The sequence below is a fragment of the Tardiphaga sp. GW821-FHT12E02 genome, assembly GCF_058807155.1.
In genome coordinates this window covers 3737119-3751494 of sequence record NZ_JBXAQK010000001.1, presented here as the reverse complement: position 1 = coordinate 3751494, position 14376 = coordinate 3737119, and the positions used below count along the sequence as shown (strand labels likewise).

The window sequence follows — 14376 nt, the reverse complement described above, 5'->3', positions numbered from 1 at the left end:
GTTGTCTCCGTTTTGGATACCCCGACAATACGAGGCAACGGGCATTGTTCCGCCCATGGCCGAATTGTCATGAAGCCGCGCGCTGCGCCGTTGCATCCTGCAAACGCACCAGCAGTGATTTCGCGGAATCGTCCGGCGTCATGCCAGTCACTTTCACGCGCGGCTCGTTGCGGGCATCGCGCTTCGGCCCATGCATGGTGTGTTTCATCACCGCGGAGAGGCGCCGCGCGATCATATGCGCATTGCGTGGATCGGTCTCGGCGAACACCACCACGATAGAGCCATCGGCGCAGAGCGTGCCGAAATCGATCTTGCGCATTAGCCGGCTGATAATCCGGGCTGCGTCACGCTGGGCGCGCAGCGAGATGTCCTTGAAGGTGAAGCGTGCAGCCGAGAGACCTCCGCCGCGCGTCTGGGTGTGGTAGACTGCCGTCGCCAGGTCGCGATCGAACGCCTCGGGCGTCAGCAACCCGGTGGTCGCATCGATCAGCCCGTCGGAGTCGATTGAGCGCAGCGTCCGGTTTAGCCGTGCTTCGAACGCGTGCTGCCGCATCAGCGGCAGCGCCAGTTTGGCGACGTGGTCGGGATCGCCGATGACGACTTCCAGATTTGCCAGATCGTAATCTTGCGCAACCCCCGGTGACGTGACGATCACCGGAAGGCTGCGGAAGCGCGGATCTTCCGCCAGCACGGTCAGGAACGCATCGAGCACACGCGGCGTGAATCCGTCGCCGATCACGACGCCGTCGAGGTCGCGGGCATTGAGGTGCTTGGCGGCGGCCTCGATGCTCAGGGCACCGACCACGCTGATGTGCTCGCCAAGAGCCACCGACAGCCCGGCATGGCTGCCGCCGCGACCGACCAACATGACCGTCGCATCATCGAGCGGGTCCGGCGCATTGGTGGTGAATGTGTGCAGATTGTCGGCGGTGAGGCGACGCAACACCGTCGCATGCAAGGCGCGCACGCGCAGCGCATTCCGCAGCCGCGCACCAAGGCGCTCGAACTGCCCGTTTGCGCCCACGATCGGAATGGCGTGTCCGGCCAGCGCTCCTTCCGGATCGACGGCGATCAGCGGGATATAGGGCTGACGTGCGCCGAGCTTGGCGGCGAGTTGCTCGAAAGCGGGCATGTCGGCGGCTGTCGCACATGCTACCACGGCGGCGGGCTGCACCTGAGCGATTGCTTCGAGCGCCGTGCGCCACGTGGCATCGATCACCGGAAAGATGTGACTGTCGGCCAGGGCTGTCGCAAAGGGCGCAGGTTGCTGATTGGAGATGGCAACGATGGTCGCCTGATCGGACATGCGCACGAAAACCCTGAAAGGATATAAGTAGGGTCACGCTAGCGTGATGTCGTTAATGCGCGGTCAATGACAAGGATCGAAAACACCCTGAGATTACTGGTGTTTTGGGCGCAGCCGCCCGGGCTACTCCGGTGCGGCGCGATCGCGAAACGCTTCGACCATCAGCGGATTGAGGCCGAGCTCCGTGAGGGCCTCCCGCGCACGGCCGTTGTCACTGGCACGGCCGGCGAGGCGGTAGCCGCTGAGGCGATCGGGGAGCGCCGTGAGCATGGCATTATCGCCGAGCCGTTTGGCCCATTCGCCGAGGTCGTGTGCCAGGAAGCGGTAGCCGCCCACGGCCATGACGCCGGATGGTGGCGCGGTGATATGCAGCGCGCCGGTCGCCCGATCCAGCCGCGCCTGATAGCCGGTATCCACATAATCGAGCGGCTTGGCAGCGATCAGTCCATTGCTGGCATCGGCCTGGGCCGTATAGGCGAGCACCGGCACCATCGGGCCGCGCAGACCAAGCGTGCCGCGTGGCGTCAGGAGCGTCTCACCGGCAACTGCGGTGCCAGTCGCGGCGCGCGGTGCACCGTGTGGGCCGGGCATGATGGTGATGGGCAGGCCATCGCTCGCACGGATCGCGCCGAACAGACCGGCTTCGCCGAACAGATAGACGTCGGTGAAGCTTGCTTGTGTCGCCGGCCACGCGGCAGAACTTTCCACCTGTTCCGGCGCGCGCCACAGGCCGATCACATGTTGCAGCATCGGGGCGCGGTCGAGCAGGCCACCTTCGGCAAGGCCTTGCGCGAAAGGAGCGGGCGCGATGAGGACATCGCAGTCGCCATCGACGATCTCACGCTCCAGCACGGCGCTGTCGAACGGATGATGCAGCGACAAGACGCCACCGGATAGCAGCCACGTCACCAGCGACGAGGCGAGATGGCCGAAGGATGTCGGTACCAGGGCCGACATCATGCTGGCGCCTTGCGGCATGCCGCTTTCGAGGAAGACGGCCAGTCCGCCGGAGATCAGGTTGAGATGCGTTCGCGGCACCGCGCGAAACCCGTCGGCAGTGATGTCGAAACTGATGATCGCGGCGCTGCGCGCATCCGGCGCAGGCGGCAGCGGTTCGATGAAGGGGCCGGCCAGGATATGGTCGAGCGGGATCATGCCTTCCGGCAGATCGTCGCCGAAGCCGCCGACATAGCGGATCGAAAAGGCTTCGGCTGCAGCATTCATGACGAGATCGGCGTGGCTGACGCCATCGATCTTGCTCGATGTGACGATCGCGCGGGCGCCGGTGCGGTTGAGTGCCGTCGTGAGATCGTGCTGGCGCCACAGCTGCGGCAGCAGCGCCACAACCAGCCCGGCGCGGTGCGCAGCAAGCACCGTCAGGACAAATTCGATGGTGTTTGGAAGCTGTACGGCGATGACCGAGCCGGGAGGCAGGCCCATTTCGATAAAATGTGCCGTCAGTGCATTTATCTCACGATCCGCTGCGGCAAAGGTGAGGCGCTGCGGCGGCGTCTGCGTGACGCGCATCTTGTCGGCGGGGTCGACAAGGGCCAACGCCTCCGGGTGCCGAAGCAGCGAGCGGCGAAAGAGTCCATCAAGGGTTGGGGAGGTGCTGGGTGAGGTCACGAGATCATTTCCGGTCGGGCGACGGTCGGGCCCACCAAGTTTCCGGCAAAGTGCCGACAAGCGCAATGGTCGAAGGTCGTTCTACCCGATTCCATCGCGCGAGCCATTGTTCGCGCACATTGTACAGAGGGATGGCGTAAGCTCCAGACATCCATGCGCGGTCCAAAGCATGGACAGCAGCGACGAAATCCGGACGTTCACGAGCCTTGAGCATTGCGTCGATCATGGCGTCGATGGCCGGGTCCTTGGCGCCCATGTAATTACGTGTGCCTGGGACATCGGCGGCATCGGAGCCCCAATAGAAAGCCTGCTCGTTGCCGGGGGATAAGGAATTGTCCCAGCGGTTCGGCAGCATGTCGAATTCGTAGTTGATGCGGCGCTGGTCGAATTGCACGCCATCGACGGCGCGGATCGTGGCAATGATGCCGGCGCGCTTCAAATCTCGTGCATAGGTCAGTGCAATGCGTTCCTGGTCGCGGGTGGTGACCAGTATTTCGAAGCCGAGCGTTGTTTTGTCCGATGTTTTACGCAGCACGTTTTTGTCGAGCTGATAGCCGGCGTCCTTCAGCAGCGCGAGCGCCGTCCGTAGCGCCGGGCGGTCACGGCCAGAGCCGTCGCTGGCGGGTAGGCGGTAGCTGCCGTCCATGATGTCGGCGGGGATCTGTGCGGCATAGGGTTTTAACAGCTCTCGCTCGTCCGCGTCGGCCGGGCGGCCATAGGCGGAGAGTTCGGAGCCGGCAAAGATCCCACCCGAGCGGGCATAGAGGTCGAAGAAGTAGTTGCGATTGATCCATTCGAAATCGAATAGTAACGTGAGCGCACGACGGACGCGGATATCGGCAAAGACAGGCCGGCGCGTGTTAAAGACAAGGAACTCGGATGGTTTCGGCAATCCCGTCGTGATGCTGTCGCGGATCACGTCGCCGGATTTCACCGCGGCAAAGTCATAGCCCTCGTGCCAGCGCAGCGGCTCGTTCTCGACCCGGAAATCATAGAGCCCGCGGGTAAAAGCCTCATACATGCCGTTGGCTTCGCGATAATAGTCGAAGCGCACCTCGTCGAAATTCCACACTCCGCGATTGATCGGCAGGTCGCGGCCCCAATAATCGCGATTGCGGGTGAGGGTGACGCTGGCGCCGGGACGGACATGCGTGACCGTATATGGGCCCGAGCCGACCGGCGGTGCCATGCTCGTATCCTCGAACGTCTCGGGATTGACCGCATGTTTCGGCAGGATCGGCATCAGGCCGAGGATCAGCGGCAATTCCCGGTCATTTGCCTCCTTGATATCAAAGCGGATGGTGAGCGGGTCCTGCAATTCGGCCTTTGTGACCTTGCCAAAATACTGCCGGAAATGCGGGCGGCCGCGCTCCTTCAAAAGTTGCCAGGAGAACAGTACGTCGTCGGCGGTGACCGGTTTGCCATCCGCGAACCGCGCCTTGGGATTGACGCGAAACGTCACATAGGTGCGGTCATCGTCGGTCTCGACGCTTTCGGCGAGCAGGCCGTACAGCGTGAAGGGCTCGTTCTGGCCGCGGGCGAGCAGGCTCTCCATCACATAGCCGCGCATCTGCTGCACGGCGATGCCGCGCACGATGAACGGGTTGAGACTATCGAACGTGCCGAGCACGCCCCAGACGATCCGGCCTCCCTTGGGGGCATCCGGGTTGACATAAGGCATGTGCGGGAAATCGGCTGGCAGAGCGGGCTGGCCGTGCATGGCAATCGCATAGCGCGGAGCGGAATCGGCGACTGCGCGATCGGTGATGACGGCAAGCGCAATGAGCGCTGCCAGCAGGCCGCCCATCCGCCTAACCCGCAGCCGTTTAGAGCGATTTGATTCGGTCCGGTTCACAGGGGAAACCTAGCACGGCTGTGGTTTGACCATGCGTGCCATGCATCAAATCACGCTGTTGCCATTGATCTTTCCGTGTTCCGCTGTATTGAGAGCGGGCAATTGACGCGGGCGGCGGAGCCTGTCACGTAACGGCCGTAATCGGCAGCGAGACACCCGCCAACGGGTGACAATTACGGGTTATGTCAGCGCCGCCTCCGGGATATGAGCGCCTCCGTTCAGAAAGGGTTTTCCGCAATGACTTTCCGTCTCTTGGCTGCGTCGGTGTTGCCGCGCGGACGAGGCTTCGCGCTACTGGCGGCGACGGCCCTGACCGCTGGCGTGATCGGTTCTGACGCGTTCGCTCAGGCTCCAGCGCCCGGCGCGCCCGCGCAGGCTCCGAAGGCCGCTCCGGCTCCCAAGGCAGCGCCGAAGGCCGCTCCCAAGGCTGCTCCGGCCGCGCCAGCCCAGCAGGCTGCCCCGCAGCAGCCGCAGGGCGAGCAGCAGCAGGTTCAGCTGATCTACGCGCCGTGGACCAAGTTCTGCCTCAAGGGCCAGGACGCCAATGCCAAGCAGGTCTGCTTCACCGGCAAGGACGGCCGCATCGAGTCGGGCCAGCCCGTCATCGCCGCCGTGATCATCGAGCCGGAAGGCGAGCCGAAGAAGATCCTGCGCGTGACGTTGCCGCTCGGCATGCAGCTCGTGCACGGCACCCGCGTGATCGTCGATCAGAACGCGCCCGCGCAGAGCCCTTACGTGATCTGCTTCCAGAATGGCTGTATGTCGGATTACGAAGTCACGCCGGAACTGCTGGCCAATCTGAAGAAGGGCCAGAACCTGGTCGTGCAGGCGATCAACTCCAACGGCGCACCGCTGACGCTGCCGCTGCCCCTTGCCGAGTTCGCCAAGGCCTATGACGGCCCGCCGACCGATCCGAAGGTGTTCGAGGAAACCCAGAAGAAGCTGCAGGAAGAGCTGCAGAAGCGCGCCGCGGAAGCTCGCGCCAAGCTTGAGGCGCAGCAGCCCGCGGGTGGCGCAGCTCCTGCAGCCCCGGCCAACCCGGCCGCCAAGTAAGCGGCTCGCAGAAACAAACGAAAAGGCGCCCGGTTGGGCGCCTTTTTTGGTTTTGGGCGATGTTCTTGCAATTTCGGCCTCATCCTGAGGAGCGGCCTCTCGGCCGCGTCTCGAAGGATGGCCACAGGCTCTGGAGACAGGCCAGCTCATGGTTCGAGACGCGCGCCATAGCGCGCTCCTCACCATGAGGGACTGAGTGCCAGAGTGAAGTCGTCAGTTCAGCGACTGGTTGCGCTGACGATAGCCGCCGGTCTTGTCGCGGATAAAGATCTCGGCGACCTGCGAATGGCGGATCGGCTCGCCGGTCTCGTCAGGGACGAGGTTCTGCTCGGAGACATAGGCGATGTATTCGGATTCCGAATTTTCGGCCAGCAGGTGATAGAACGGCTGGTCCTTGTGCGGCCGGACTTCCTCCGGGATCGACTGCCACCATTCTTCGGTGTTGTTGAACACCGGATCAATGTCGAACACGACCCCCCGGAACGAATAGATCCGGTGACGGACGATCTGTCCGATCTGAAATTTGGCGGTCCGCGCTTTGATCATGTTCGGTCGAATAGACCAGGATTGTGGCCGATGCTAGAGGCAAAACGACGGATTTAAGACAGGTGCTGCCAGATACCAATGCGCGGCCATATGACGTCCACACGCGGCCAAGGGACCTCAGCCATGGCAGACGTGTGCTGCGGAATATGGGAACCTAAGCCTAGGCGCGACAACAGGGGCATGTCGCCGCGCCAAAATAGCCTAGCCGTCCATCCGCAGATCGAGCGCTTCGACGATCTCGGTCCACTGCTTCAGCGAACGCTCGATCTGGGCCTTGAATTCATCCGGCGGCAGATAGGCCGGAACGGTGTCCATCTCGATCAAGCGTTCCTTGGTGAGGGGCTTGTTGGCCGCGACGCGGAAGGCTGCGGCGAGCTTGTCGATGACCGGCTGCGGCGTCTTGGCCGGTGCAAACAGGCCGGCGAAACCGGTGAAGCCGAAATGGTCGGAGTAGCCGAGTTCCGTCATGGTCGGCGCGTTCGGAGCGCTGCTGATGCGCTCGCGCGTGCCGGCCACGGCCAGCGCACGCAGCTTGCCGGCGCGCACCATGGAGCCTGCCGCCGCCATCGAATGGAAGCCGCCATCGATGGTGCCGCCAAGCAGGTCCTGCAGCATCGGCGTCTCGCCGCGATAGGCGACATTGACGGCTTTCAGCTTGGCCTCACGGGCAAGCAACATCGCGAAAGCATGCCCATGCGAGCCGGCCGCGTAATTACCGAGCGACAGATCCTTGCCGGCGGCCCATTCGACGAACTGCTTCAGCGTTGTGATTTCCGCCGGCACTTTCGGCCCAACGCAGAAAGCCAGCGCGGTGTAGCTGAGGCGGCCGATCGGCGCGAAATCCTTGATGGGATCATAGGTGAAGCGCCGCATCACCACCGGCACCTGAATATGCGTGGTAATCGTGAACAGCAATTGATGCCCATCGGGCTCGGCCTTGGCGACGGCTTCAGTGCCGATAATGCCGTTGCCGCCACCGCGATTGTCGATGATCAACGTTCCGCCGAGCTCGGGCTGCATGCCTTCATTGGACAGCCGCGCCCAGGTGTCGGTGCCGCCGCCGGCAGGATAGGGCACGATGACGCGCACGGGGCGGGACGGATAGGCCGACTGTGCGTGAGCAGCGAGCGGCAGCAGAAGCGGGGCGGCCAGGATGGCACGGCGACTGAGGTGAGCCATTGTGAGCGAATCCTTCTCAACGTTCTTTATTGTTGTGCAAGGCATGACCTCAACCGAACGCATCACTGCATTCGGTCGGGTCAGCCGATGGCGACGGCCTAGCGCTTCGGGCGGAGTCTGAGAAGGGTAAAACCCGTCGCATTCGACGATGTGACTACCCGGATGCGTCGGTCGAATGAATGAGTCTTGCAACGTTTGCTTGCTGGATCGCGAGTGACCGTCTCCTTGCGCACAACGGTTATGCATTCCGGAGTGCATGAGCTCAAAATCTTGGACGACGGCAGCATTTGCTCATAAAAGCGGCGCGTCCAGATCGGTGCTGCTCGAGCGTGATCAGCAATGCTTCGGCATCCATCCCCGACTGGAGGCCGACATAACTCGCGGCGTGAACGCAAAAAGATCGAGATGTAAAAGGGGGCTGCGTTACATAACAAGCCTGAGCCATGAGCCGATCTGACGTTCCATCAGCTCATGTGACTGCTTGAATTGTATCGGGAGATGCATCTGGTTCATTCGTCTTTGATCTCGTCACCGCTGTGCTGTGTAGCCTGCAGAACTGGCACGTCCTGACGAGAATGCTTTCACCCGAAATCAGATGAACTCAGTTACGTAAGGGCTGGCGCCGACCAGGTCAAAGATCGCATTGGCCCAGAGCTAATTGGGATTCAGTGCGTTTTGACGGCGGACTGTTTGGCCGATGTCGCTTCGCCGGCAGCGACAGCAGTATCGACATTCTGCCAGGGGGCCTTGTCCGGCGCGAAGCGGGCGCGGAGGTAGCGGACGAGCGCGGCGGTGGACTGGCCGTCGAGTGATCCGGCAAAAGCCGGCATAGCCATGGTTTCGTCCGGTGTGCCGACCGGCAGCGGGATGCCTTGATGGATCGCTGAGATCACGTTGTTGGGCGTGGTGGCGTGAAGATTGGTGTTGAGGGCCAATGATGCGATCCGGCTGTCGCTTCCGTGGCAGGCGGCACAGGCGCCGTCGAAGATGCGGGCACCGACAGGCTCGCGCAGGCCGGCATTCGGCGCTGCCTTTTCGGATGCGGCGATAACTGCTTCCGGCGTGGCGGAAGCAGCGGTCGTTTCATTGAAGCTGGCGAGATAGGTTGCCATTGCGTGGATATCGGCATCCGGCAGCAGCTGCAGCGACTCGATCACATGCGCCATCGGACCGGCGGCGGAGCCGTGGTCGTACGAGCGGCCCGTGCGCAGATAGTCGTAGAGTGCCTGCTGGGTCCAGCCGATCGGCGACGGTGACGCGGAGGTGAGCGCGTGCGCATCCCAGCCATCTGCAAAACCACCTGCGAGATGCGCGGCACGCTTTGCTTCCGCACCGACGGCGTTGCGTGGCGAATGACAGGCGGAGCAGTGGCCGAGCCCTTCAACCAGTTCGGCGCCACGATTCCATTCCGGCGACCTGCTCGCATCCGCGGGCGCCGGTGAACCCGACAGGAACAACGCGTTCCAGCCGGCCATCAGTGAGCGGATGTTGAACGGGAACTTCAGCTCGGTGCGCGGCGCGACGGTGCTGGATGCGGTCTGCGTCATCAGGAACGCGTAAAGCGCCTGCAGGTCCGGCTCGCTGGCCTTGGCGAAGGATGTGTAGGGATGAGCGGGATAGAGGTGGTGGCCTTCGCGCGACACGCCCTGCCGCATGGCGCGTTCGAATGCCGGATAGCTCCAGTTGCCGATACCGGCCGTGCTGTCCGGCGTGATGTTGCTGGCATATACGGTTCCGAACGGCGTCTCCAAAGCGCGGCCGCCGCCGAACGGCATGCCGTCATTGCCGATATGGCAGACATTGCAGGCGCCGATGGCCGCCGCGAGACGGCCCCGTTCGATCGTCGCTTGCGAATAGGTGTCGGCCGACGGTCGCGCGATCGGTGAGATGGCCGAGGCCCATGGCAGGATCGCGGCACCGGTTGCCAGTGCGCCGGCGAAGGCGCCGGCAAGCGGCCACATCCAGCGTCGCTTTGCCGATGCGACAGGAGGTTCAGCAAGTTCAGGCGGCGGCAGCGGATTGAGCGCAGCGCGCACTTTCTCTGGCGTCAGCGGCAATTCGCGGAAGCGGACACCCGTGGCATCGAAGATCGCATTGGTGATGGCGGCGGCGCTCGGCACCGATGCGGACTCGCCGGCACCGAGCGGCTCCTCGTCCTGACGCGGCACGAGCAGCACGTCGATGTCGGGGACATCAGGAAATTTCAGGATCGGATATGCGCCCCATTCGAGACTGGCGACGCCGGTCTGCGAGAACTGAACCTCTTCCTTCAGCACACGGCTGGTGGATTGGATGATGTTGCCGTGGATCTGATGCTTCACGCCGTCGGGATTGATGACCTGGCCGGTGTCCTGGCCACACACCACGCGGGTGACTGCGATCTCGCCGGTGACTTTGTTGACCGCGACATCGGCGACCCAGGCCGCCCATGCAGCGGCCTTGCCGGGAAACTTGCCGTGGATATAGACGGCGTAAGCGAAGCCGCGGCCGTAAAGGATGTCGCCGCTCGAGCCATGCGAGAACGGTCCTGTATGCGGCTGCCAACCGGCGCGCTCGGCAACAGCCCTGATCAGATCGATCGCGCGCGGATCGGTGAGATATCGCAGCCGGTACTCGATCGGATCGACTTCAGCAGCGACTGCGAGCTCGTCGATGAAGGATTCATGGGCGAATGAATTCGGCATCGCCGACACGCCGCGGAACCACGAGGCGCGCGCGATCGGTGGCATGTCGTGGACCCGGACGCGCATGTTGGAAATCATGTAGGGCGGGATCGCGGTGCGATCGCCCATCTCCGCAACATCCGCAATCGGCGGTACCTTGCCGGTGAGGATCAGCGGCAGGCTCGGCGCGAGGTTCGAGGGATAGCGCGTCTCGAAATCATAGGCGGCCGGGCCGCCTTCGTCATCGAGGGCGCCGCGCACATCGATGACCTGCGCTGCACCTTTCGGCTCCCACGCGTGTTCCTGCTCGCGCGTCAGCTGGACGCGCACCGGCCGCCTGACCGCGCGCGACAGCAGGGCCGCATCGAGCGTGACGTCGTCGGCGCAATTGCGGCCATAGCAGCCGGCCGCTTCCTGTCGCTCGACGACGATGCTGTCCTCGGGCATGTCCATCAGTCTGGCGAGATCGGCACGGACCGGAAACGGGTTTTGCGTGCCGGACCAGACGACAAGATGATCGTCCTGCCAGTCGGCAACCGCGCAGGACGGGCCGATCGAACCATGCATCTGATAAGGCCAGACATAGGAGCGCTCGAATGACGACGTGGATCCTTTGAGCGTCGTTTCGACATCGCCCTTGTCCGTCAGCACGCGCAGGGTGGCGCGGTTGTTGCGCAGGGGCATTTCCGGTGCGTTGAGATCCGGAATGATCGGCGGCGCGCGCCATGTCACCTTGAGCGCCTTCATGGCGCGGATCGCATGTTCCTCGCGCTCGGCCACAACGCCGACGAAATCGCCGAGCACGACGACGCCGATCAGGCCCGGAATTCCGGCCACGGACGATTCGTCGACACTGATCAGACTGTGACCAATGTGAGGGCCGGCATCGAAGCCGGCATAGGGCGGGCGCACCACGCGGCCGTGGGCCATGCCGGGTACGCGGACGTCATGTACGTAATGGAAGTCGCCGGTAGCCTTCTGCGGGATGTCGGTGCGGGCCTGTCTCTGGCCGACGATGGTGTAGTCCGCGGTCGGCTTCAGCTTGGCATCGGGATCGAGGGGGAGGCGCAGCGCGCGGCCCTTGATGAGATCGGCAAGGGCGACGAACAGGTTCGCGCTGTCCGCAGCCGGATCCTTGGCAGGGTCGAGGCGAAAGGTGCCGTCTTCGGTGAGGCGCAGCTTGTCGGGCTGCGTGCCGAGACGCTCGGCGGCCTGCGCAAACAGGTATTCGCGCGCAGTGGCCGCGGCGAGACGGAGCGGGACAGCGGTGATCTGGATGGTTTCGCTGGCAATGGTCGCACCCTGATTGGGGGCCGCGGTGGTGGAGCCCAGCACCATGGTGACATTGCCGAACGGAACATGCAGTTCTTCGGCAACGATCTGCGCCAGCGACGTGCGAATGCCGGTGCCGAGATCGACATGGCCGTTGAAAGCCGTGACTGAGCCATCGGGATAGACGGCGATATAGAGTTCGTTAACCTCGGGCGTCTCGCGGTAGACGAGAAGTACATCACCATTGGACCAGTATTCGGAAGCCGGCATATCCTGAGGCGCGGTCACTGGAGCTCCTCTCGGCCGTCGTTCGCTTCGTTCCGGCACATCTCGGCAGCCGAGCGCGCAGCGGCCAGAATCTCCATATGCGTGCCGCAACGGCACAGGTTGTGACGGAGCGCGTTGCGGATGTCGTCCTCGCTTGGCGAAGACGTGTGTTTGAGCAGGGCAACGATCGTGATGATCATGCCGTTTAGGCAATAGCCGCATTGAGCTGCCTGGTTCTCGATGAACGCTGCCTGTACGGGGTGAGGCGAGGTGGTGGTTCCGAGGCCTTCAAGCGTGGTGACCGATTTTCCCGAAAGCGCGCCGACGGGAACGGTGCAGGAGCGCGCGGCGTGATCATCAATCAGGACTGCACAGGCGCCGCATTCGCCGAGGCCGCAGCCATATTTGGGGCTGTTGAGGCAGAGATCATTGCGGAGGATGTAGAGCAGCGGCGTTTCCGGCTCCGCCGCGATCCGCGTCTCTGCGCCGTTGATGGTCAGATCAATCTCGACCGTGCCGTTCAGCATGCCAACCTCGAAACATCGGCCGGCGCAGAACATTTATACTGGCCGTCAATTATTCCTGCAGCATCTGCCGCAATGTGAAGACTAGTGCCATGCGCTCGCCGGGATTCAGCGAGCCAAAGGTCAATTCGGTGATTTCTGCAGCGCGAGGAATCATCTGATCGAGCATAGTCACACCCGCTGCCGTCAATGCGACGATGACCTTTCTGCCATCCACGGAATCTTTTGCCAACGACACCAGCCGACGGGCCTTCAGTCGTTCGATAATGCCGCGGATCGTTGCCTGATCGACGCCCGTTGCTTTCACCAGTTCGCCTTGCGATTGCGGCCCCTTGTCGCGTAATGCGCACAATGTTGAAAACTGAACGCTGGTCAGTTCGGAATCGCCCGTATTGGCCTGGAAGATTGCGAGATGGCGCTGATACGCCCGGCGCAGCAGAAAGCCGATCTGGTCCGAGAAGACGTAAGCTGAATCCGGTTCGCTGCTGCTGCGATCCGGCGTGGACTCTTGCATTTGTGTTCAGCCTCTCATGTTCGCCATCACTTTCGGATGGATGGGGAGTGGCTAAGGTGTTGGCGTGACATGATGCAAGCCTCATTTTGGCGCGTCCAGGAGTTTGAGCCGTCCGACATTGTCATGACCGCCATCGATAATTCCGGCTCGGGATTATCGCGCCGCATCATCCCGTCGTTGGCCGACCTTACGACCAAGCAACATGTAGCGTGTGCGCTATTTATTGACGGCAGCGGACAATTGTCAATCGACGTTGCCTTCTCAAGTATTGCGTTAAAATGTTGCGATACGGCAGTTTTTTACGCAGATGCAGCATAAAAACTGTGCGGATGATCTATTGCACATCGGAAAAAATAGTGTGTACGCTACAAAAATTGATATTGGTCAGTGTCACTGATCAGCACTGGAGCGAAGCCACCGATGTCCAACACCCCTCGCATTGCAATTGTCGGAGCTGGTCTAGGAGGCGCCTGTGCGGCAGTGCTCCTGCAGAAGGCTGGTTTCGAGGTCGATGTGTTCGAGCAGGCGCCCGCCTTCTCGCGACTCGGCGCCGGCATCCATATGGGTCCGAACGTGATGAAGATCTTCCGTCGGATGGGGATCGAGGACGCGGTGGCTCACAAGGGCTCGAAGCCCGATTTCTGGTTCAGCCGCGACGGCAACACCGGCGACTACATGTCGCGGATCAAGCTCGGCGACTTCGCGGTGAAGGAATATGGCGCGGCTTACGTGACCATCCATCGCGGCGACCTGCACGAGTTCCAGATCGCAGCGCTGGGCAATGCGCGGCTCCATTACGACAAGAAGCTGATCGAGTGCCACGATGACGGCAACGGTGTCGATCTGGTGTTCGAAGATGGCACGCGTCACCGTGCCGATATTGTCATCGGCGCCGACGGCATCAATTCGAAGCTCCGCGAGCACATGTTCGGTGCCGAAGCGCCGAAGGACACCGGCTGGATCGGGCACCGCGCGCTCATTCGCGGCGACGCATTGAAGAAATATCCGTTCCCGTTCGAGCCTTGCGTGAAATGGTGGACCGCAGACCGTCACCTGATGGTCTATTACACGACCGAAGCGCGCGACGAATATTATTTCGTGAGCGGTGTGCCGCATCCGAAGTGGGAATACGACACCGCTTTCGTGCCTTGCAGCCGCGAAGACATGAAGCAGGATTTCGCGGGCTATCACCCGGAAGTCCAGGCGCTGATCGATGTCGCCGAAGACATCACCAAGTGGCCGCTGTTTTATCGTGAGCCGCTGCCGGTCTGGAGCACGGGTCGTATCGTTCTGCTTGGCGACGCTTGCCATCCGATGAAGCCGCATATGGCGCAGGGCGCCGCCATGGCGATCGAAGACGGCGCAATGCTGGCGCGCTGCCTGGAAGAAACCGGCCTGTCGGATTTCGGAACCGCCTTCACGCTGTATGAATCCAATCGTCGCGAGCGCGCCTCGCGGGTGCAGTCGGTCTCCAACGCCAATACATGGCTGCGCACGCAGGAAGATCCGGCCTGGGTGTTCGGCTATGACATCTTCGCGCAGCCGCTGCGCGACGGGACTGCCGCGTGAGC

The 14376-nt window shown here is 62.6% G+C and carries 11 protein-coding genes; 3 read left to right on the top strand and 8 right to left on the bottom strand.

Features of this window, described 5'->3' with window-relative positions:
* Positions 1-67: 67 nt before the first annotated feature.
* The 3 genes from AC1RQ5_RS17775 to AC1RQ5_RS17765 form a co-directional block, all read right to left on the bottom strand.
* The gene (locus tag AC1RQ5_RS17775) at positions 68-1306 is read right to left on the bottom strand and encodes a GGDEF domain-containing protein (protein WP_493200685.1); all 1239 of its coding nucleotides are present in this window, start codon (positions 1304-1306) and stop codon (positions 68-70) included.
* Between the two features lie 123 nt (positions 1307-1429).
* Entirely contained in the window at positions 1430-2932 is a 1503-nt protein-coding gene (locus tag AC1RQ5_RS17770; RefSeq protein ID WP_493200683.1) for an AMP-binding protein, read from the bottom strand.
* A gap of 4 nt (positions 2933-2936) precedes the next feature.
* A complete protein-coding gene (locus AC1RQ5_RS17765) occupies positions 2937-4739 on the bottom strand; it encodes an extracellular solute-binding protein (protein WP_493200681.1) in 1803 nt (600 codons plus the stop codon).
* 285 nt (positions 4740-5024) lie between these two features.
* Between AC1RQ5_RS17765 and AC1RQ5_RS17760 the strand changes: the two genes are divergently transcribed.
* Complete coding sequence (locus AC1RQ5_RS17760) at positions 5025-5840, top strand: invasion associated locus B family protein (RefSeq protein ID WP_493200679.1); 816 nt, start codon at positions 5025-5027, stop codon at positions 5838-5840.
* A 213-nt stretch (positions 5841-6053) separates the two neighbouring features.
* Here AC1RQ5_RS17760 and hspQ read toward each other — a convergent pair whose 3' ends face one another.
* From hspQ to AC1RQ5_RS17735, 5 genes are all read right to left on the bottom strand, one after another.
* The gene (hspQ, locus tag AC1RQ5_RS17755; RefSeq protein WP_398478324.1) at positions 6054-6386 is read right to left on the bottom strand and encodes a heat shock protein HspQ; all 333 of its coding nucleotides are present in this window, start codon (positions 6384-6386) and stop codon (positions 6054-6056) included.
* 201 nt (positions 6387-6587) lie between these two features.
* The gene (locus AC1RQ5_RS17750; RefSeq protein WP_493200677.1) at positions 6588-7565 is read right to left on the bottom strand and encodes a tripartite tricarboxylate transporter substrate binding protein; all 978 of its coding nucleotides are present in this window, start codon (positions 7563-7565) and stop codon (positions 6588-6590) included.
* Between the two features lie 665 nt (positions 7566-8230).
* Positions 8231-11788 carry a molybdopterin cofactor-binding domain-containing protein gene (locus AC1RQ5_RS17745; RefSeq protein ID WP_493200675.1) on the bottom strand — a complete coding sequence of 1186 codons (3558 nt, stop codon included), beginning with the start codon at positions 11786-11788 and terminating at the stop codon, positions 8231-8233.
* Complete coding sequence (locus tag AC1RQ5_RS17740; protein ID WP_493200673.1) at positions 11785-12294, bottom strand: (2Fe-2S)-binding protein; 510 nt, start codon at positions 12292-12294, stop codon at positions 11785-11787. The genes AC1RQ5_RS17745 and AC1RQ5_RS17740 overlap by 4 nt, the downstream gene beginning before the upstream one ends.
* Before the next feature lie 49 nt (positions 12295-12343).
* On the bottom strand, positions 12344-12805 hold the full coding sequence (locus tag AC1RQ5_RS17735; RefSeq protein ID WP_493200671.1) for a MarR family winged helix-turn-helix transcriptional regulator: 462 nt from the start codon (positions 12803-12805) through the stop codon (positions 12344-12346).
* Positions 12806-12928: 123 nt separating this feature from the next.
* Between AC1RQ5_RS17735 and AC1RQ5_RS17730 the strand changes: the two genes are divergently transcribed.
* Positions 12929-13123, top strand: coding sequence for a hypothetical protein (locus AC1RQ5_RS17730; RefSeq protein ID WP_493200669.1), 195 nt, complete (start codon positions 12929-12931; stop codon positions 13121-13123).
* Positions 13124-13225: 102 nt separating this feature from the next.
* Entirely contained in the window at positions 13226-14374 is a 1149-nt protein-coding gene (locus AC1RQ5_RS17725) for an FAD-dependent monooxygenase (protein WP_493200667.1), read from the top strand.
* Positions 14375-14376: the final 2 nt, after the last annotated feature.